Source organism: Paenibacillus durus (assembly GCF_000756615.1).
Classification (GTDB): Bacteria; Bacillota; Bacilli; order Paenibacillales; family Paenibacillaceae; genus Paenibacillus_AQ; species Paenibacillus_AQ durus.
The window spans coordinates 2347474-2367938 of sequence record NZ_CP009288.1 but is presented as its reverse complement, the minus strand read 5'-3'; the positions used below and the strand labels follow the sequence as shown (position 1 = coordinate 2367938).

Annotated in this window: 19 protein-coding genes; 6 read left to right on the top strand and 13 right to left on the bottom strand. The window is 53.3% G+C overall.

What is annotated here, in order from left to right; translation table 11 throughout:
- Positions 1–71: 71 nt before the first annotated feature.
- The 4 genes from PDUR_RS10585 to PDUR_RS10570 form a co-directional block, all read right to left on the bottom strand.
- Entirely contained in the window at positions 72–332 is a 261-nt protein-coding gene (locus PDUR_RS10585; protein WP_042206246.1) for a metal-sensitive transcriptional regulator, read from the bottom strand.
- A 27-nt stretch (positions 333–359) separates the two neighbouring features.
- Positions 360–2861, bottom strand: coding sequence for a CoA-disulfide reductase (locus PDUR_RS10580; protein WP_042206245.1), 2502 nt, complete (start codon positions 2859–2861; stop codon positions 360–362).
- A gap of 163 nt (positions 2862–3024) precedes the next feature.
- Complete coding sequence (gene pfkA / locus PDUR_RS10575; protein WP_042206244.1) at positions 3025–3996, bottom strand: 6-phosphofructokinase; 972 nt, start codon at positions 3994–3996, stop codon at positions 3025–3027.
- Between the two features lie 24 nt (positions 3997–4020).
- A complete protein-coding gene (locus PDUR_RS10570) occupies positions 4021–5103 on the bottom strand; it encodes a tetraprenyl-beta-curcumene synthase family protein (RefSeq protein ID WP_042206243.1) in 1083 nt (360 codons plus the stop codon).
- A gap of 386 nt (positions 5104–5489) precedes the next feature.
- On the opposite strand from PDUR_RS10570, the gene PDUR_RS10565 reads away from it, so the two are divergent.
- Positions 5490–6137 (top strand): nitroreductase family protein, encoded by a 648-nt coding sequence (locus PDUR_RS10565; RefSeq protein WP_042206242.1) that lies wholly within the window; start codon positions 5490–5492, stop codon positions 6135–6137.
- Positions 6138–6370: 233 nt separating this feature from the next.
- Here PDUR_RS10565 and PDUR_RS10560 read toward each other — a convergent pair whose 3' ends face one another.
- The gene (locus PDUR_RS10560; RefSeq protein ID WP_042206241.1) at positions 6371–6568 is read right to left on the bottom strand and encodes a cold shock domain-containing protein; all 198 of its coding nucleotides are present in this window, start codon (positions 6566–6568) and stop codon (positions 6371–6373) included.
- Positions 6569–6736: 168 nt separating this feature from the next.
- Between PDUR_RS10560 and PDUR_RS10555 the strand changes: the two genes are divergently transcribed.
- From PDUR_RS10555 to PDUR_RS10535, 5 genes are all read left to right on the top strand, one after another.
- Complete coding sequence (locus PDUR_RS10555; RefSeq protein WP_025689191.1) at positions 6737–6970, top strand: hypothetical protein; 234 nt, start codon at positions 6737–6739, stop codon at positions 6968–6970.
- Between the two features lie 3 nt (positions 6971–6973).
- On the top strand, positions 6974–7144 hold the full coding sequence (locus tag PDUR_RS29130) for a hypothetical protein (protein ID WP_042206240.1): 171 nt from the start codon (positions 6974–6976) through the stop codon (positions 7142–7144).
- 238 nt (positions 7145–7382) lie between these two features.
- The gene (pepF, locus tag PDUR_RS10545; protein WP_042209252.1) at positions 7383–9173 is read left to right on the top strand and encodes an oligoendopeptidase F; all 1791 of its coding nucleotides are present in this window, start codon (positions 7383–7385) and stop codon (positions 9171–9173) included.
- A gap of 133 nt (positions 9174–9306) precedes the next feature.
- On the top strand, positions 9307–9639 hold the full coding sequence (locus tag PDUR_RS10540; RefSeq protein WP_042206239.1) for a LapA family protein: 333 nt from the start codon (positions 9307–9309) through the stop codon (positions 9637–9639).
- A gap of 52 nt (positions 9640–9691) precedes the next feature.
- Complete coding sequence (locus tag PDUR_RS10535; protein ID WP_042209251.1) at positions 9692–10738, top strand: M42 family metallopeptidase; 1047 nt, start codon at positions 9692–9694, stop codon at positions 10736–10738.
- A gap of 168 nt (positions 10739–10906) precedes the next feature.
- Here the strand turns inward: PDUR_RS10535 and PDUR_RS10530 are convergent, their stop codons facing one another.
- The 8 genes from PDUR_RS10530 to hemH form a co-directional block, all read right to left on the bottom strand.
- Positions 10907–12091 (bottom strand): MalY/PatB family protein, encoded by a 1185-nt coding sequence (locus tag PDUR_RS10530; protein WP_042206238.1) that lies wholly within the window; start codon positions 12089–12091, stop codon positions 10907–10909.
- Positions 12092–12118: 27 nt separating this feature from the next.
- Positions 12119–14059, bottom strand: coding sequence for an ABC-F family ATP-binding cassette domain-containing protein (locus PDUR_RS10525; RefSeq protein WP_042206237.1), 1941 nt, complete (start codon positions 14057–14059; stop codon positions 12119–12121).
- A gap of 40 nt (positions 14060–14099) precedes the next feature.
- A complete protein-coding gene (locus PDUR_RS10520) occupies positions 14100–14903 on the bottom strand; it encodes a DUF92 domain-containing protein (RefSeq protein ID WP_042206236.1) in 804 nt (267 codons plus the stop codon).
- Between the two features lie 34 nt (positions 14904–14937).
- A complete protein-coding gene (locus PDUR_RS10515) occupies positions 14938–15561 on the bottom strand; it encodes a fumarylacetoacetate hydrolase family protein (protein WP_042206235.1) in 624 nt (207 codons plus the stop codon).
- Positions 15562–15598: 37 nt separating this feature from the next.
- Positions 15599–16333, bottom strand: a complete 735-nt coding sequence (locus PDUR_RS10510) for a glycerophosphodiester phosphodiesterase (protein WP_042206234.1) — start codon at positions 16331–16333, stop codon at positions 15599–15601.
- A 67-nt stretch (positions 16334–16400) separates the two neighbouring features.
- Entirely contained in the window at positions 16401–17807 is a 1407-nt protein-coding gene (locus tag PDUR_RS10505; protein ID WP_042206233.1) for a CapA family protein, read from the bottom strand.
- A 198-nt stretch (positions 17808–18005) separates the two neighbouring features.
- Complete coding sequence (gene hemG / locus PDUR_RS10500; protein ID WP_042206232.1) at positions 18006–19499, bottom strand: protoporphyrinogen oxidase; 1494 nt, start codon at positions 19497–19499, stop codon at positions 18006–18008.
- Positions 19496–20452, bottom strand: a complete 957-nt coding sequence (hemH, locus tag PDUR_RS10495; protein WP_042206231.1) for a ferrochelatase — start codon at positions 20450–20452, stop codon at positions 19496–19498. The genes hemG and hemH overlap by 4 nt, the downstream gene beginning before the upstream one ends.
- Between the last annotated feature and the right edge of the window lie 13 nt (positions 20453–20465).

The window sequence follows — 20465 nt, the reverse complement described above, 5'->3', positions numbered from 1 at the left end:
ATAAAGAAGGCCGCTCCTTCGGCAGATCAATCTTCTGAGAGGGGCGGCCCATTTATTTGATTTACTTGGAGCTAACGGCTTTTGACAAGAAGTTCTACCGCTTCCTTAATTACTTTATCCGGAGAATTGCCCTTAGCCAGTTCTTCTTGTATACAGTGTTCCAGATTCGACCCGATCACCGCCCCAACCGTCCGGTCAACGGCAGTACGGATTGCGGTTAGTTGAGTAACGATATCCCGGCAATCTTTTCCTTCCTCCAGCATGGCGAGAACGCCTCGCACCTGACCTTCAATCCGTTTTAGTCTGTTTTTAATCGCGTTATCATATTCCATATCCATTCCTCTCTTCTATACCCGGCTTCAGATAAAAAGATTCGTACCCGAATTGCCGGCAGCACCGATGTAACTAGCCACTCCGGCAAAGTCGATTCCGTCAATCAATTCCTCCCGCCTAATGCCCATAATATCCATACTCATTGTACAAGCGATCATTCGGACGCCCGATTTGGCTGCATTCTCGATTAGTTTTTCCAGCGAGTCAACGTTTTTCCTCCGCATAACGCTCCGTATCATTTTGGCCCCCAGCCCGCCCATGTTCATCTTCGATAACGGTAGATCCTTCGTTCCCTTGGGCAGCATCATGCCGAACATTTTTTCCATCCCGCTCTTTTTCAGTCGAGGCGCTTCCGGCTTGCGCAATAGATTAAGACCCCAGAAAGTAAAGAACATCGTAACTTTGTTTCCCATCGCAGCCGCACCGGAAGCTATGATAAACGACGCGATTGCCTTGTCCAAGTCTCCGCTGAAGACCACCATCGTCGTTCCATCCGCAGACAGCTTTGCGGCCCCTTCACCTGTCAGAATTCCTTGCTTTTTCGTTCCTTTGCAAATCAGAGCTTTGACTTTGCCGCTTTCTATATTGACCGACTCCAGCGTATGGCCCATGCTCTGGCACCACTGCTCGATATCTGGCGCGAATCCAAAATCCGTCGCTGTTATCTCCAGCCGCTGTCCTTCCGCCAGGTCTTGCATCGTTTCGTACACTTTGAGTATAGGGCCGGGGCACTGCAATCCGCAAGCGTCCACCTGTATTGTCTTTTCAGTGCCCACTGGCGCTTCTGCTTCCGCTCTTTCTGTATGAACCGTGTTTGCAGCAGGCGAGGCATTGTCAACCGGCTGAATGAAACTATCGTTCGGAGGAGCAGGTCTGCTATTGTCCGCTACCATGGATGCATATGTCCTGTAACCGCCGTCCACGTTGCTAACTTTGAATCCATGCTGAACGAGCATCCTTGCCGCAATATATCCGCGGAGTCCTACCTGGCAGCTAACCGCGATCTCGCCATTTGTAGGGAGCTCACCAAGACGGCTGCGAAGCGCATTGAGCGGTATAGGGATAGAGCCCGGGATAAATCCGGCCATCCGTTCGGCTTCATCTCTAACATCAATCAAGGTTCCGCCCTTTTGTACAAAATCGTCCACCTCATGCCACTGCATGGTCTCAACCAAACCTTCCGATATATTGGAGGCTACATATCCGGCCATATTCACGGGATCTTTGGCCGAAGAATACGGCGGCGCATAAGCCAGTTCAATATCGGCCAGCTCATAAGCCTTCATTCCCCCACGGATGGCAGTCGCTATGACATCAATTCTTTTGTCGACGCCATCAGCCCCGACAGCCTGGGCCCCGAAAATGGCTCCAGTATCCTTATCGAACAACAGTTTCAACGCAATTGGCGAAGCCCCCGGATAATAGCCCGCGTGGGATTGGGGATGAATATGGACGGCTTGATACGGGATGCCAAGCCTTTTAAGCGTTTTTTCGTTGTTGCCTGTGATGCCGGCAGTCAGACTGAAGGTTTTGATGATAGCCGTACCTAAAGAACCTTTATAGAAAATGTCCTGCCCGTTAATGTGATCGGCCACAAGCCGCCCCTGGCGATTCGCTCCCCAAGCCAGCGGAACAAGCGTCTCGTATCCATGTACACGGTCCTTTACTTCGATTGCATCTCCGACGGCATAGATTGCAGGATCGCTCGTTTGAAGCTGTTCATTAACACGAATCGCTCCTCTGATCCCCAGTTCAAGACCGCTATTCCGGGCAAGCTCGTTCTCAGGTGTTACACCTATGGCAAGAATAATAAGATCGGTTTCCAGCACCCGGCCCGATTTCAGGTGTATCAGCCTGCCGTTCAGCTCGATCGCATCCACTTCTGTTTGCAGTAATACTTCAACGCTGTTCAGCTCCATATGCCGTTCGATCAGTACAGCCATTTCCGGGTCAAACGGATGAAGAAGCTGGTCTCCCCGGTCAACTACAGTTACATTCAGACCCTTCTCCCGCAAGTTTTCCGCCATTTCCAGCCCGATAAATCCCGCCCCAATGACCGTTGCATGCTTGGGCCGGTTCTCGTCAACGAAGGTCTTGATTCGGTCCGTATCGTGAATATTTCGCAGCGTGAACAGATTTCCGGCTTCGCCGATTCCCGGTATGTCCGGCACCATCGGCTTTGCTCCGGGTGAGAGCACGAGAATATCGTATGCCTGGGTTCCCCATTCTCCGGTTAACATGCTGCGATAGGCGATTGTTTTCGCACTCCGGTCGATTTCCGTTACTTCCGAAAGCGGCCGGACGTCAATATTGAACCGCTCCCTGATTCCTTGCGCCGTTTGGACGAATAATTTGTCCCGGGACTCGATAGCGCCTCCGATATAATACGGAAGACCGCAGTTAGCAAAAGATACGTGCTCCCCTCGCTCGAACATGATGATATGATCCTCTTCATTCCATCTGCGCAGCCGTGCGGCGGCTGAAGCACCGCCCGCTACTCCTCCAACAATGACTATCGTTCTGCCCATGATAATTCCCCCTTATTAACATACCCTATGGGGTATATAATATACGGGTAGGGGTATTTAGTCAATAGTCGAATGCTATCGATAAAACGGCTTCTGCAATCTTCGCACAGCAAAAAAGCCCCGCGCTTATTTACGCAGGGCTTGTACTTTTTAATATGAAATTTTACTGTGACAGGCGCAAAGCCAGATGATAAGTCTCCAGATCGAATTCTTTCTTCGTGTTGACGACAAGATCGATATCCGTAAGAGTAAGCTCGCCGTTAATGATACCGCAGGCTTTGCCCGATTCACCCTCGATCAATTTGCGCACAGCAAAATCACCCAAGCGGCTCGCCAAGTTACGGTCTGCCGGTGTCGGGCTGCCGCCGCGCTGGATATGTCCCAGCACAGTTACGCGTGCGTCGATCGAAGCATGCCGGTCCTTAAGCGCTTGAGCGATATCTTCACCTTTGCCTACGCCTTCGGCCACAATAATGATACTATGCTGCTTGCCTCTGGCGAAGTTGTCCTTCATCCGGTCGGCGACTTCATCCAGATCGAAAGGTATTTCGGGAACAAGGATCGTCTCCGCACCGGAAGCCAGTCCAGCATGCAAGGCGATGTCGCCACAGTGCCGACCCATAACTTCAACGACCGAAGAACGTTCATGGGAAGACATCGTATCCCGCAGCTTGTTAATGGCATCCACAACAATGCTGACAGCGGTATCGAAACCGATGGTGTAATCGGTAAAGGAAATATCATTGTCAATCGTTCCTGGAAGCCCCATCGTCTTAATGCCGAGCTTGCTCAATTTGTTCGCCCCGTTGTAAGATCCGTCACCGCCGATGACGACAAGTCCGTCGATGCCGTACTCACGCAAGATATCGGCGCCTTTTTGCTGGCCTTTCGGCTGCAAGAATTCCAGACAGCGGGCGGATTGAAGAATTGTGCCCCCGCGCTGAATAATGTCACCAACGCTGCGAATCGTCATCGGGAAGATATCCCGGTTCAATAGCCCATGATATCCGCGCTGAATACCAAATACATCAATACCGTAATAAATTGCGCTGCGCACGACGGCGCGCACGGCGGCGTTCATCCCTTGCGAATCCCCGCCGCTTGTCAATACTGCAATTTTCTTTACATCTGCCATACGAATGGTTTCCTCCTTAGAATGCTAATACAAATGCTTGCGTATCCACCGGCTGTTGACAAAGAAAAATAGTCTGGTAAGCGGACTTCTCTTCATCAGCCGTCTTGACACTGAGCGAACCTCCCGCTGTTCGCTTACTTTCGGATCGGATAAATACAATGCCAGCAGCCCCTCGATGACCATCCGGTGCAGGGGAGTCTCAGGAATGTTCCGAACATCTCTTCGTGCCCACTCCACGATTGAAGCGATCCGATTCAGCATGATATCCGTATTGTCATAGTAATTGCAGAAATTGAGATCGCCGCCGGCCCGGTCTTCATCCTGGTCAATCAGATAATCCAGCATAATATGCAGGCAGCATAAATGTGGGAAATACCCGGACCGGATTAATGAAACGTCCGGCTTGGTCAAGCTTGAATCGCAGGAAGCCAGAAATAGCATAAAGACACCTAATGTCGATCCAGTTGCCGCCGCAAATTCATTCCAATATAATTGCGGCGCCCTGCTTCTGTTCTCCTCCCACCATTCCTTAAGCGCAGCTTCTCTCATTTCCGGACGGATATGCTTGTATACCTGAAGGTCCGTATACAATGCAGCCAGATCATAGATCTCTGAAGCCGCCGTCATGTAACCGGGAAGCCTTGAGATCATTTCCTGACAAGTGCGGACCAGCCGATGCAAATATCCGCCGTCATTCTGTTCACTGCGGAGCGCATAATAATTAACCGGTTCAGCACCTGGTGTAATCGCATCCAGCATCGATTGGTGCAGCAACCTGAAGTCTGCCGGGTCCATAGAAGTGCTGCGGTCGCACAGGTTGTCCAAGTAATCGCTTATCGTCTGGTAGGCGACTATCAGCGGAATGAGAATATGCCTCATCGGTAAATTTCCGGCGGCATATACACCTCCGCCTTCGCAATGAAACTGTTTCGTTTCGATGCTTGCGAGCGCTTGCTTCCGGAGCTCGGGATCGGGAATCCCTTCCGCATCTTTGCGCCAGTGATTAAGGCAGTTTCTCACCTCAGGCAGCACGTATTTGTAGACCCTGCTCATCAATCCGATCGGGCCACGCGGACTCAGGGAACGGCCTTGCTGAAATTCACTCAATGACGGTGCCTCCACATTGTTGTCTCCTTATCCAAATCATAATTATTATAATATGATCCAAACGTTTGTACAAACAACAATATCACTCTGGAATCCCCTGAATCCTTCAAGTGCAGTGCAAATTAACTGCACTTCTCGTCAATACTTGAAGAGCAGAGATGGAGGTTTTGTCAGCCTGAAGTGCTTTAGTATAGGTATATTCTTTCCCTATTTACGGATCAGATACTTGCTGTGAACAGGAAGCGGCTCTGCCTGAACAAGCTTCCGTAAGCACAGCCAGCTTTCCATACCGCCAGAAATACTTCTCACCTGGAAGAAGTTGCGCTATAATAGACTCAGCAGCAGGTATTAGTACCTGGTAACAATATTGGAAGGGGCATTCTGCAATGATTTTTGACGATTTCAAGCAATTGGCACAGTCCCGCCGCAGCATTCGGGATTTCAGCGAAGAAGATGTGCTTCCGGAAGACGTAAGGGATATTATCGACTGCGCCCGGTATGCTCCCAGCGATACCAACTCACAGACCTGGGAGTTCATCGTCGTAATGAACCGTGACAAAATCAAAGAGATCGAAGCCTTTACTTGGGAACGGCTGAAGGAAATCGCCGCTTCGGCAGAACAACGCGGACTGGCGCGGGAAGCCAAACTGATGGTGAAGTCGTTCGGCCCTTACGCAACCGCCTTCGGCAGCGCTCCTGCGATGATTATTTGCCTGGCGACCCCATACACATCTAAATTCCGTGAACGCATTTTCGACCCGCTTGAGTTCGGCAGTCCGGAGATCTGGGCTGAAGAAGGAATCAAGAGCAGCTGCCTGTCCATTCAGAATTTGATGCTGGCCGCACATGCCAAAGGGCTCGGCACCTGCCCGATGACCGGACCCGTGCTGCTTGCCGAACAGGATCTTCGGGAATATTTGAATATTCCTGGGGACCGGCAGATCAATATGGCGGTTGCGCTTGGACATCCCGCCGCTCAGCCGAAAATGATTGCCCGCAAAGAGATCGATGAGATTCTGAAAATTGTGGAGTAAAACTATTTTATAACCGAAAAGGGCCTGCTGTCTCCTTCAAAAGAGCGGCAGAACCCTGATTTTTTAATGCAAAAATGATATTTAAATGATCCCCTCTTTATGCAAAAATAAAAAACACAGCTCCCATTAAAGAGAACTGTGTTTTGAGTTATACATTGCCTGGGTTACGCCTTAATAAAAGCTTACCATATCAAGTATATTCAGAGCGAAGGGCTGTTCCCTTCCGCCTTGTCTTACAGTTTGATTACGTTAGCTGCTTGCGGTCCACGGTTGCCGTCAGTGATTTCGAATTCAACGGATTGACCTTCTTCCAAAGTCTTAAATCCATCTCCTTGGATTGCGGAAAAATGAACGAATACGTCTTCGCCGCCGTCAACTTGGATGAAACCGTAGCCTTTTTCTGCGTTAAACCATTTTACTGTACCTTTCAAGTGAACAACCTCCTAAAAATGCCGCCATATATGGCGAATATCTACATTATACTTCAATCTTCCAGGCAAAGCAATCCATCTTTTAATTGACCGGGAATTAATTTGCTTTTCCCTTCTCCGGTGCGTTATCATTTATCAAAAGCCAAATATCGCCAGGGTGGGACAACAATGATCAAAAAACACGAAATCTACAAGACGGATAAATGGAATATGATGACTGTCGAGGTCCAGGGCCGCTATATTGTACTACGGGAAATATCCGACCAATGGGGCGAAGAAACACATACTTTTCTAAGCCGTCCCGCATTGATGCAATGGGTTAATAACCGGTTTAATAAGGAATCCTATAAAGATAACGAGGAAGAGTACAATCGCATCATGGCGGCGTTTAAGCAGGTGTAAGACATGAGCAATGAAAGTCTAGCCATATATGTTGTCGCCGTTCTATGCTTGGGCGCCGTCCTGATTATGAGCAAGGACCGCCTTGATCCCAGATTGAGAAGGGGCATGGCACTAATCACGGTTGTAATGATTGCGCTGGCTTTTGTCTTTGTCATTTATGACTTCCTGACATAATGTTAAGCGTGACAACTGACAAACGGCGCAGGAATAGATCCATAAATCGATTCATAATGACAGATTGCCGGGGAATACTAGGCGCACCTTTACATTCAAGGAGGCCGCCGCCATGTCTTTCGCAGCTAGATCCCTTTCAGCGCTGCTTGCGCTCGGTCTGCTGCAGGGGAGCTTCTCCCCCGCCGCGGCCAAACAGCAGCCGGCACAGATCTCATCCCATTTATTAAGGAGGATTCCCATGGAACAATTATTGAAGAGAAGCGAAGTGCCAACTGAGAACCGTTGGAAGCTTGAAGATATGTTTGGTTCACAGCAGGAATGGGACAAAACTTATGACGATGTCAAGAAACTGATTGAGGAAGCCTCCAAATTCCAAGGCAAGTTAAGTACGGCTTCCGCGCTGAAAGAGTGCTTCGAGCTGGACGATGAACTGTCGCTCAAGACCGAGCGTCTGTATGTATACGCCCATATGCGCCAGGACGAAGACACCGCGAGTCCGGTCTATCAGGCGCTTTCGCAAAAAGCAAAGAAGCTCAGTGTAGATGCGGGTGAAGCCCTCTCCTATATAACTCCGGAGATTCTTGCGCTGCCCGTGGAAAAGCTTGACGAGTTCATCGCCGATCCGGCGCTTTCCGATTATACATTTACGCTGACCGAAATGAAGCGTCAAAAAGCCCATGTTCTCTCGAAGCAAGAGGAGGCGCTATTGGCGCAGGTCGGCACGCTGTCCCAGGCGCCGCAAAACATTTTCGGCATGCTGAACAACGCTGATCTTAAATTCCCGAAAATCAAGGATGAGTCTGGCAAAGAAGTCGAGCTGACCCACGGAAGCTACATAAAGTTCCTTGAAAGCCCGAACCGGGAAGTCCGCAAGAACGCCTTTACAGCGGTGTATGACACCTATGCCAAGCAGAAGAACACGATTGCCGCAACGCTGAGCGCCAATGTGAACAAGAACGTCTTTTATTCGCGCGTGCGGAAGTATCCTTCCGTCCTGGAGATGTCGCTGTTCGGCGACAACATTTCCAAAGAAGTCTACACGAATCTCATCGACACGATTCATGAGAGCCTGCCGCTGATGCACCGTTATATGAAGCTGCGCCAGAAGCTGCTGAGTGTCGATGAACTCCACATGTACGATCTGTTCGCGCCGCTGGTGGACGAATACAAGATGGATATTCCTTTTGAGGAAGCCAAAAAAATCACGAAGGAAGGCCTACAGCCGCTTGGCGAGGATTATCTGAAGACGCTCCAGGAAGGCTATGACAACGGCTGGATCGATATTTACGAGAACGAGAACAAACGCACCGGAGCATACAGCTGGGGAGCCTACGGCACTCACCCGTACGTGCTGCTGAACCACAATGACAACCTGAACAGCATGTTCACGCTGGCGCATGAAATGGGTCACGCCCTCCACTCGTACTATTCGGATAATGCGCTGAAATATCGCGACGCTCAATATACAATTTTTCTGGCCGAGGTAGCCTCCACGACGAACGAAGCGCTGCTGATGCATTATCTGCTGGAAAAATCGACGGACAAGAAGGAAAAAATGTATCTGCTCACCTACTATGCGGACCAGTTCCGCACCACGGTGTTCCGTCAGACGATGTTCGCCGAGTTCGAAAAAATCGTGCACGAGCGCGCCGAGAAAGGCGAATCGCTCACACCGCAGGATCTGTCGGCCATTTACTATGATCTGAACCTCAAATATTACGGCAAGGACATGGTCGTGGATAAGGACATCGAGATGGAATGGGCGCGGATTCCGCATTTCTATAACAGCTTCTATGTCTACAAATATGCGACAGGCTTCTCGGCGGCCACCAGCTTCTCCAAACAGATTCTGGAGGAAGGCAAGCCGGCGGTTGACCGTTACCTCGGGTTCCTGAAGAGCGGCGGCAGCGACTACTCCATTAATATTCTGAAAAAAGCGGGCGTCGATATGTCGTCGCCTCAGCCGATTCGCGAAGCGATGAGCGTCTTTGAAGACGTGATTGAGCAAATGGAGCAGTTGACGAAGTAAAGTGCGAGCCCTAAAGAGCGATTTGGGGTTGCAAGTTCATATCGTCCCTTGCCCTTTTTGGGTAAGGGACTTTATAATGTAAAGCGGCCGCTGTGTCAGCGGATTTGCAATTTTCCCAAGGAGGAAGTATGAAATGAGAATGCAATGGTCTATAATTTTCGGCCTGATTTTTGCGCTGCTGATCGCCCTTTTTGCCGTTATTAACGTCGATCCGGTTCAGGTGAACTTTGGTTTCAGTATCGTGTCGCTCCCGCTGATCCTGGTTATTCTCAGCTGCGCGCTAATTGGCGGAGTCATCGTGGGCTCGTACGGGATATTCCGTCAGTACAAGCAGCAAAGAAAGATCAAATCCCTTACTGCCGAACTGGTGAAAGCGAATGAAAAAATCGCTGAATTGGAAACGGCGAATACAGCGGATACAATGATGGAGAGCACCATTCCCGGCGGAACGACGACATTTAATTAATTTCCGGTTGATTGATCACTAATTAAAAAAGACAGGAGGGTCTCCTTTGCCAATCCTTTCGATCCAGCCCAATGAAGATTACATTCTGACTATTCTCAAGAAACTGCTCGATACGCCTAGCCCAAGCGGCTACACCCATGCAGTCATGAAGCTTGTTGCTGAAGAAGGCGCCGCTCTCGGTGCAGGCCTGTCCTGGAACGAAAAAGGCGGACTCATCCTGAGTGTGGAAGGTCTTGATCCTTCCCGCACCGTCGGACTGAGCGCCCATGTCGATACACTCGGAGCGATGGTCCGCTCCATTCGTCCGGACGGCACCCTGCGACTGACCTCCGTCGGCGGCTTCACGATGTACAGCATTGAGAATGAATACTGTGTCATTCATACACGCAGCGGAAAGACCTACACCGGAACGATCCTGTCGACCCGTCCTTCCGCCCACGCCTATACCGCCGATGCCCGGGATATCAAGCGAATCGAAGAAAATATGGAGGTTCGGATCGATGAACTGGTATCGGGCAAGGATGACGTGCTGAAGCTGGGCATCGCGGTCGGCGATTTCATTTCGTTTGACGCCCGTCCCGTTATTACGCCAAGCGGCTTTATCAAGTCGCGCCATCTGGACGACAAAGCGAGCGTCGCCGCCCTGCTCGGCCTGCTGGAAAGCATCAAGCGCGAAGGCTGGAAGCCGCTACACAACCTGTCTCTGCTGATCTCCAATTATGAAGAGGTCGGACACGGAGCCTCCTGGATTCCCGGTGAAATCAGCGAACTGATCGCTGTCGATATGGGCGTTCTGGGCGACGACTTAAGCTGCAAGGAGACCGATGTATCCATCTGCGCCAAAGATTCCACCGGCCCGTACGATTATACGATGACCGGACGGTTGATCGAGCTGGCTCAGGATCTCGGAATCCCCCATGCGGTCGATATTTATCCGCAATACGGTTCCGACGCGTCCGCAGCGCTTCGGGGAGGCGCCAATATCCGGGCCGCACTGATCGGCCCGGGTGTTCACGCTTCCCATTCCATGGAGCGCACGCACAAGCAGGCCGTATTCAATACGGCCAAGCTGCTGGCCGCTTATGTAGGAGCGAACTGACAGACGCTCGTGCCTGCGGCCGGCTTCTGAAAGACATGAACAAGGGAGGCTCGTTTGGCCTCCCTTCCTCCTTGTATGCTAACGGGATAGACGCGCTGCCGCGTCTTGTCATTGTATCCTCAAAAAAGCTGGCCTCCGGTTTCCCGGGGCCAGCTTTTTTCGCTCTATTTACTTTACAACAACTTTCGCCGCAGCGGCGCTGAAACGCTCCAAGGCTGCCTGCAAAATAGATCTTGGGCAAGCCATATTGATCCGCAGATAACCTTCCCCTTCGCTTCCGTACACGGAACCTTCATTAAAGGCAACGCCGGCTTCTTGGTACATCAGCTTTTTCAGCCCCGCTCCGTTTAGACCCAGCGCCCGGCAGTCCACCCACAACAGGTAAGTTGCCTCAGGTTTCATAACCTTGACTTGCGGCAAATACTGAGCCAGATAAGAGACCGCATAGTCAATGTTGCCGTTGATGTAAGTGATCAGCTCGTCAACCCACTCATCCCCTTCGTTATAAGCGGCTTCCACCGCATCCTGGGCGAAAAAGCTGGCCATATGCAGGCTGAGCGTTTTGATCCGCGTCTCGAATTTATGCTTCATTTCCGGGTTCGATGCCACGATGAAAGAGGAGTGAATACCCGGCAGATTGAAGGTTTTAGTAGGAGCCAGCGCCATCAGTGTAATGTCCGACAGTTCCTTGGACAGCGAGGCGAACGGAATATGCTTGTATCCCGGAAGCGCCAAATCACAGTGGATTTCGTCGGACACCACGGTAACGCCGTATTGCAGGCACAGCTCTCCGAGCCGCAGCAGCTCCTCGCGCTCCCACACCCGGCCACCGGGATTATGCGGGCTGCACAGCAGCAGCAGCTTGGCGCCGCCCTTCATCAGCCCTTCCAGCTGCTCATAGTCCATTTCATAACGTCCGTTCCGGAGAACGAGCGGGTTGTCGGCCACTTTGCGGCCGTTCATTTTGATAACATCGTAGAAAGGATAGTAGACCGGTGACTGCAAGATAACCTCGGCTCCCGGTTCGCTGAACAGATCAACAGCCAGGCTCAGAGTAGTCACGATACCAGGTGATTGCGAAATCCATTCTTTGGAAATCTCCCAATCGTGGCGGCGGCGGAACCATCCGGTGATCGAGTCAATGTACGAATCGCTTTGGATGCAATATCCATAAATGCCCAGCTCTGCGCGCCGAACCAGCGCCTCTTTCACAGCCGGTGGACTTTCGAAGTCCATATCCGCCACCCATAGCGGTAAAATATCCTTGTTCCCAAACAGCTTTTCGACTTGGTCCCATTTGTAGGAATGCGTATTGCTCCGGTTCAGGACACGGTCAAAATCATACTTTGTCAATGCACTCACCCCATCTATTCATTTCGGTTACGATTTATTCGCGATTTTCTCCGCCAGCTCATTCAAATAAGTCCAGCGCTCCATCAGCCGCTCCAGTTCCGCCTCGGCCGCGCGCTGCTCCTCTACCAATTGCTGAAGCTTTGCGGAATCGGCAAAGGCCGCTTCCATCTGCGCGGCAATGGAACTTAGATGCTGTTCGGCCTGCTCAACGAGGCTGTCAATCTCTTCATACTCCCGCTGTTCCTTAAAAGAAAATTTCAACTTTTCCCGGGCCGGAGTCTGACCAGTATTTCCTTGCTGAGACTGGCTGCCTGCGCCGCGTTTTGCCTCCGCATCATCCTTCCCGTCGGCTGCGGAGCCGCGGACCGGCGCATTCTTAGACAACCACTCTTCGTATTCGCTGTAATCACCGACATGAACCCGGATCATTCCGTCCTCAAACGCAATGATCTTGTCCACCGTCCGGTCCAGGAAGAACCGGTCATGCGAGACGGTAAAGACGACTCCGGGAAACTCATCCAGATAGTCCTCCAAGATCGCAAGTGTGCCGATATCCAGATCATTGGTCGGTTCGTCCAGCAGCAGCACGTTGGGAGCGCTCATCAGTACGCGCAGAAGGTACAGTCTCCTTTTCTCTCCGCCGGACAGCTTCGAGATCGGCGTCCACTGCATCACTGGCGGGAACAGGAAGCGTTCCAGCATCTGAGCCGCCGTAATGGCGGAGCCGTCCGCCGTCCGGACAACTTCCGCTTCTTCCTTGATGTATTCAATCACCCGCAGCGAGTCGTCCATATCCTGATGCTCCTGGGTGAAATAGCCGAGCTTCACCGTCGGTCCAAGCACGACTTCGCCGCTGTCTGGCTGAAGCTTGCCGGCAATCAGGTTCAGCAGCGTCGATTTGCCGCTGCCGTTCGGCCCGACGACGCCGACGCGGTCCTGCGGGACGGCGATGTAGCTCAAATCCTTAATGAGCGTCCGCCCGCCCCTTGACATAGCCAGATCCTCAATTTCAAGGATCTTACGCCCCAGCCTTGTCGAGGCGGCTGAAATCTCCAGCTGGCTGCCGGAGGATACGCCCTGCTGATCTCTCAGCTTCTCGAAGCGCTCGATTCTCGCCTTCTGCTTCGTCGACCGCGCCTTGGCGCCGCGCCTGATCCAGGCCAGCTCGCTGCGCAGCAGATTCTGCCGCTTCTGCTCGGAAGCGGCCTCCCGCTCTTCGCGCTCGGCCTTCAGCTCCAGAAAGCGGGAATAGTTCGCTTCATAGCGGAACAACCGGCCTTGATCCAGCTCCAGCATAACACCCGCTACCCGCTCCAGAAAGTAGCGGTCATGAGTAACCATCAGCAGCGCACCGCGCCGCTTCTGTAAGTACTGCTCCAGCCAGGCGACCGAGGACGTGTCGATATGGTTGGTAGGCTCGTCCAGAATGAGCAGCTCCGAAGGAGTAATCAGGGCCGCCGCCAGCGCGACCCGCTTGCGCTGTCCGCCGGAGAGCGACCCCATACGCGCATCGAACTGCTGAATCCCGAGCTTGGACAACACGCTTTTCGCTTCGCTCTCCAAATGCCAGACCCCTGCGGCATCAATGTCCTGACCTTGGCGGACCAGCTCTTCTTCCAATTTGGCATTCCCCGGATCGGCTTCAAGCAGCGCTGTTGTCTCCATATACCGCCGCATGACGGCCAGCTCCGGATTATCTCCGGCGAACACCTGCTGAAGCACGGTATACTCCGGATTATAGGGCGGATTCTGCGACAAAAACTGTACGCGCACATCATTGCCGATGGCAACTTGCCCCTCGTCCGGACTTTCAAGTCCGGCAATAATCCGCAGAAGCGTCGATTTGCCCGTCCCGTTCACACCGATGACGCCGATCTTGTCACGCTCGTCCATTCCGAAGGACGCGTCCTGGAACAGCACTTTTTCTCCGTAGCTTTTGACAAGATGCTCCACGGTCATAATATTCATAGTCGTTATTCGCCTTCCCTGTAGATTTGGAACTAAATAATCACATCAGTCCGCCAATCAGTAGCGCCACGGCTCCTCCGGCAATCGAGCTTAGGGCATTCACCGCATCGTTGCTCATCCAGCGCCACCCTCTTGCATGTGCCGTGGGCATCCCGCAATGGATATCGCTCTCCACCTCACGGCCGCATACGGTGCAGCGTTTCATCTTCTGCACCGTAGCGCCAAGCAGGGAATCGGCGAAAGCGCCAACGAGTCCCCCAAGGAGGCCCGCAGCCGCCAAAGCGGCAAGCGACTGCCCGGTCATTCCGGACAGCTGCTGCAAAACCCATGATGCGATGCCGATTAGGAGGCCGCCCGCAGCTGCCGCAAGCGTACCCGGAAGCGAGACGCCGCCGGAAGCGCCGGTCGGAAGCCTTTTGCCGCTTAGGATCGACCTTGGCGGCTTTCTGCTCAGCGTCCCGCATTCCGTCGCCCAAGTATCTGCAGTCACCGTCGCCATCACGCCGATGAAGAGCAGCTCCCATGCGGGCAGCGGGTAAACGGCATTCAGCAGAACGAGCAGCATGCCGAGACCGCCGTTGGCGAACACCTGGCCGGCGTCCCGTCTGCCCGTCTTGGCATATGACCGTTCCAGTTCCTCCTTATGCTCCGTCCTGAGCTTCGACAGCAGGCTGGAGGAGATGAAGAACAGCAGCAATATTCCGAACCAAAAAGCGTTCCCCGCTCCAAAATAGACAGTGCCCATAAGCACGGCGGCAAGCATCCCGGATAAACTCAGCGAGCCTTTAAAATAAGCCGCTCCGGCAACGAACAAGGCGCCAAAGACGCCGATTACCCACTGCATGATTTCAACTCCAGTATATGATCATAAGATACCGTTATCCGATCAGGCAGGTGCCCATCAGCCGGTCGCCCCAATACAGCTCGAACGAATCGCCCGAGACGGTAGGACCGACGCCTGCGGGCGTGCCGGTGAAGATTACATCATCCTTGCCCAGCCCGTAGCGGGTGCCGATGAAATCCACAATCGTCTGCAATGAAAAAATCATGTTCTTCACATTGCCCCGCTGCACTTCCTCACCGTTCTTGCGGACCGTGAAATCGGTCGCTTCCAGCTCTTCTTTGGAAGGAAACGCGATGAATGGGGTCAGAGGCGCCGCATTCTTAAAGCCCTTGGCCGGCGTCCAGGATAGCCCCTTTTTTTGCAGATCGTTATGAACGTCCCGCAATGTGAAATCCAGTCCAAGAGCCATGGAATCCACGAGTTCTTCCAAGCTCATGCCCGGAATGTAGTCACGCGCGATGCGCAGCACAAGCTCGCCTTCATAATGAACCTGACCGGAATCCTTCGGCAGCTGAATGGTTTCTTTGTCAAGACGAACGGCCGCATGAGACGGCTTCAAGAAAATCAACGGTTCGGTCGGTACTTTATTACCGAGCTCCTCCGCATGAAGTTTGTAGTTCCGTCCCACACAGTACAAGTTGTTTACAGCAGCGCACATTGGCATTCAGCTCTCTTTCCCGTCAGTTTGTTTAGTCTCATTTTCCCAAAAACGTCTCCCCCCAAATATCCGGGCGATTCGTACATATCATTATATCAGAATGCATGTCCGCCAGGCGACGCATCTCTTTCGCTTTATTTACCGTCCAGGCCATGATGCCGACCCCGCGCCCCGACAAAAATCTGGCCAGCCCGGGAGTAAGGCGGGAAAAGCCAATGGATAAAAAAGTGCAGCCCAATTCCCGTACGCGCCCGGCCGGATCGCCCCACCTGGAGTCATAGATCAGTCCCCGGCGGATGCCGGGATCGGCTTCTTCGCACCTTAGCAGCGTGCCGGGGTCGAATGAGGTCAGGACAACCTCGCCCTGCATCCCCTTGGAGGCGATAAGCGCCGTAACCGTCTTTTCGATACCGGGATACAGATTACCGGCGTTCTTCAGCTCGATATTCAGCCGCAGCCGTCCTTTGCACAGATCGAGCACCTCTTCCAGTGAAGGAACTCCTTCCCCTTGAAAGGTGCGGCCCTTCCATCCTCCGGCATCGAGAAGACGCATATGGCTCCAGTCCATATTCTTCACTTTACCGCGGCCATTGGTCGTCCGGTCCAGGCTGTAATCATGGATTACAACAGGCACTCCATCCCTCGTCAATTGAACGTCGATCTCCATCCAGGTCACATACGGAAGTTCCAGCGCCATGCGGATGGCGGCTAGCGTGTTCTCCGGGGCCTTGCCGGAAAATCCCCGATGGGCGACGCACAAGTTATTCCTCATTCAGCAAGCCCTCCCGCAAAAAATGTAAACATCCTCCGAAGTGTTCAGGCTGCGGATTGCCGGCAAGCTAACGTCCGGCCTCCGTCACTCTACCCTCTTCGTCGATCTCCACTCTGCCGGAAGAGAGCGATTCTACCCGCTGCAGCAGCTTCTGCCCGTCAGCGGCGTTCATCGGCACCGGCTGGCCCAATTCGGCGTCAAATGGCGTAAGCTTCATCGAGCATTGTCCCTTGGCGCTGCATTCAGCCTGAAATACCGCCGTATCCCAAGTGGTCTTCGTGGATGAACGCGTAAAAATAAAGTTGCCTGTACTGTACGCGATCCACTTCCCTTTATACGGCTCAAGTCCCTGAAGGACATGGGGATGCCCCCCGATTACGAGATCGGCCCCGGCGTCGATAAAGCTTCGGCCCAGTGTCTGCTGAACCGCGTTCGGCTCATTCGCCCGTTCCTGACCCCAATGGACAACAATGGCGACAATATCCGCTTTTTTTCTGGCTTCGGCTATCGCCTTAAGCGCCGGGCCGCTATCGTATGCGGAGGCTACGCCGGGCTTGCCCTTTCCGGCCACCCATTCTGCTTCGGGTATGACCCGCGTAAAGCCGAGCAGAGCGATGGTCATTCCTTTGCGGGTAAAATATTGCGCCGAGTATGCCTGGGCGGAATCTGCTCCCGCTCCGACGAACGCGATGCCTTTTTGATCCAGATTGGTCAGCGTATCCCTCAGCCCCTGCTCGCCCATATCCAGTGTGTGGTTGTTCGCCAGATTAACGGCATCCACTCCCGCAGCCTTCAGGGCATTCAGCGCCTCCGGAGGCGACTTGAACACAAAGGTCTTGTTCTCCTCCGCGCCTCGCTCGGTGACGGGCGTTTCCAGATTGATGACTGATAGGTCATCCTGCAGGAACATACCTCCCAGACGGGCGTACGGATAATCATAGCCCTTCTGCTTCAACAGATCACCGACTTTTCCGGCGAAAATAACATCACCCGCAAAATTCAGCGTCACCGTCTTTCCGCTTCCATCCTCGCCATCCGGCAGTCCCGCCGACTGTCCGCCAGCTTCGGTTCGATCAGCATCGGACCCCGGTGTCTGCTGTGACGCGCAGGGCGGTGCTGACCCGCTGCCTGGATTGGCTGATGGCGACGGCGTCGGCTCGGCTTCCGCAGCCTGGGCAACATCCGGCGAAGCTGACGGCTGAAGCTCGCCTGACGGAGCGGCTGAAGCTCTGCTTAATGCCCCGGGATCAGCCGCTCCGGCAGTTCCCGCCGCCGACGATCTCTCCGGTGAAGGCGGAGCCGATCCCGTCTCGGAGAGAGGAATGCTCTCGCGGCCCCCTCCGCTGTGGAAAAAATAAAACAGCATAACCGTAATCAGCGCAAGCAGGCTGATGTTGATCCAAGACCAAATCCGGTTTTTTCTTTGCTTTCTTGTCGTTTTGCCTCTTTTTCTGCTGGATCTAGGGGGATACATATGTATTCTGGCTCCTTTGCCCGCTAAACTCGTTCTATTATATCATATCTATCAATCTCCCCCGAACAAGCGCCAACAAAGACGGAAAGAGGCCCGTATCTTCCGAATAAACATGCTGTAAAAAAACGGCGAAGAACGGGCAGAACCCGCGCTTCGCCATCAGCTGATATCGCGATCATGTGATAAAGTATGAAGAAATCAGTGCGCTTGCAGGCTTTCAGCAGCCGCCTTCGCCGTAAGCTTCGCAAATTTGATGCAGTCCGGCATCCCGATTCCGTCATATCCGGATCCGAAGACGTGCACGCCCGGAAGAACGGCGGCCAGCTCGCTGCGGAGCCCTGCAATGGCGGCCGGATGCCCAACAGGATACTGCGGCATCGAGTTCGGCAGACGTGTAATTTCCGTGAACAACGGCTGGGCCGTGACGCCCATAATCTCGCGCAGGTCCTTGCGAACCAGCTCTTCCAGCGCTTCGTCCGGCAACTGCACATTCTGCTCGTCGCCCGAACGTCCCACATAACAGCGCAGCAGCACCTTATCCTCGGGACTCGTATGCAGCCACTTGACTGAAGTCCAGGTGCAGGCCGTAATATTCCGTCCTTCCTTACGGGGAACCAGAAAGCCCGAGCCGTCGAAATTGCCGTCCATTTCTTTGCCGGAAAAAGCCATAACTACATTGGCTACCGATACATAGTTCACCGCGTCTAATGCCGATACATCGACATGCGGACGCAGCAGTTCGGCCGCTGCGAAATTGGGAGTTGTGATATAGATGTCGTCCGCAGGCAGCAATTCGCCGCTCTCCAGTTCCACCGCGTAGCGCGCTTGCGGAGAAGCAGCCGATTCTAAAGCAGCCGGGGCCGCCGCTCCCTCAGCCCCTCTCGTGCCGGCATTCGTTTCGGCGATCCGGTCATAAATAGCAATCACGGCGGTTTCCGTGCGCTGCTCCACATCATGCAGCTCATGCACAAGCGCATGCACTAGGCTTTGCAGTCCCTGACGGAAGGTCAGGAACATGCTCTTTTTCTCGCCGGTATGCGTCTCCTGAGGCTTTTTCCCCAGTATCATGCCGCGAATCAGGCTGCCGTACTGCTGCTCCATTTCACCGAACTGCGGAAAGGTCGCCTGCAGGCTGATCTTGCGCATGTCCGCCGCATAAATACCGGCCAAGAGAGGCTCGGTCAAGTTCTCCAGCACCTCTGTGCCGAAGCGCCGCTCAATCAGCTCTCCGAGTGGCTCGTCCTCCTCCCCGCGCCGGGGTGGAATAACGAAATCCATGAGCGCGCGCAGCTTACCGGGAAAGGAGAGCAGCCTGGTGCCTATAAAGGGCTTAAGATCGGTCGGAATGCCCAGCATAAGGCCGGCGGGCATCGGCAGCAGCTTGCCGCGCTGCAATATATAAGTCTTCTTGGCGTGCGGATTGGTCGTCACCAGCTCATGATCGATCTCCAATTCTTTCGCCAGGTCGCTCATTTCCTTCTTGCGGGCCAGGAAGGAATCCGGGCCTTTTTCGATTACGAAGCCATCCTTATGCAGGGTCTCAATTTTCCCGCCAAGGCTGCGCTCTTTTTCAAGAATGACAATTTCCGGATGGATGCCGGCTTCTTTATAATATTTGCGCACGTAAAAAGCGGCGCTTAGGCCGCTCAGGCCTCCACCGATAATGACGACTTTGCGTGAATCTCCCTTCATGGACGTCCCGCCTTCAGTTCGCCCGCCCGGTCCCGCACCACGTCGCTCAGCACCGCCATAAATGCCGGGTCGCTGTTCAGCGATTCGATCCGCATCAGACGCATATCCAGCTCGGACGCAATGGCCTCGGCTTCAATATCCAGGTCGTACAGCACCTCAAGATGGTCGGATACGAATCCGATCGGGGCTGACAGCACGTACTCCACCTGATCCTTGCTCAGCTCGCGGAGCGTATCCAGAATATCCGGCCCGAGCCACGGCTCCGCCGTTCTTCCGGCGCTCTGCCAGGTGAACTGCCAGGAGGTTACTCCGGCTTGCTCCGCAACTGCCTTTGAAGTCTCCAGCAGCTGATCCCGGTATGGATCGCCCATGGAGAGAATCCGCTCCGGCAGGCTGTGGGCGCTAAAGAGCAAACGAACGTCTTCCCGGTTCGCGCCCGCTTCCTCGAACTGGTCCAGCCTTGCGGATACGCGCTTACTTAGCGCTTCGATAAGCTTGGGATGAAGATGGTAGCTTTCCACAAATGCCATTTGAATGCCGGAGCTTTCCGCTTTTTCTCTGGCCCGTTTGATGTAGCCTCCGACACTCATGACGGAATAATGCGGAGCGAGCACGATGCCCACCGCCTGCTTGATGCCGCTCTCCGCCATTCGCTCAACTCCATCCTCGATGAAAGGATGAGCGTGTTTTAGACCTTGGAAGCAAATATATTCGATATCCTTTTCCCTATTATCCCGGTTTAGCGCGTCCTGCAGCGCCTTCACCTGACGATCCGTGTTTTCCCGCAGAGGGAACACTCCGCCCACGATGGCTTCATAGCGATCCTTTAAATCTTTCAGCTGTTCGGCCGATGGCGGATTACCTCGCCGGATATGCGTATAATAAGACTCAACGCCCTCCAGGCTTTCAGGAGTGCCGTAGGACATAACGAGAACGCCGATTTGTGTTGTCAAGTATGGTTCACCT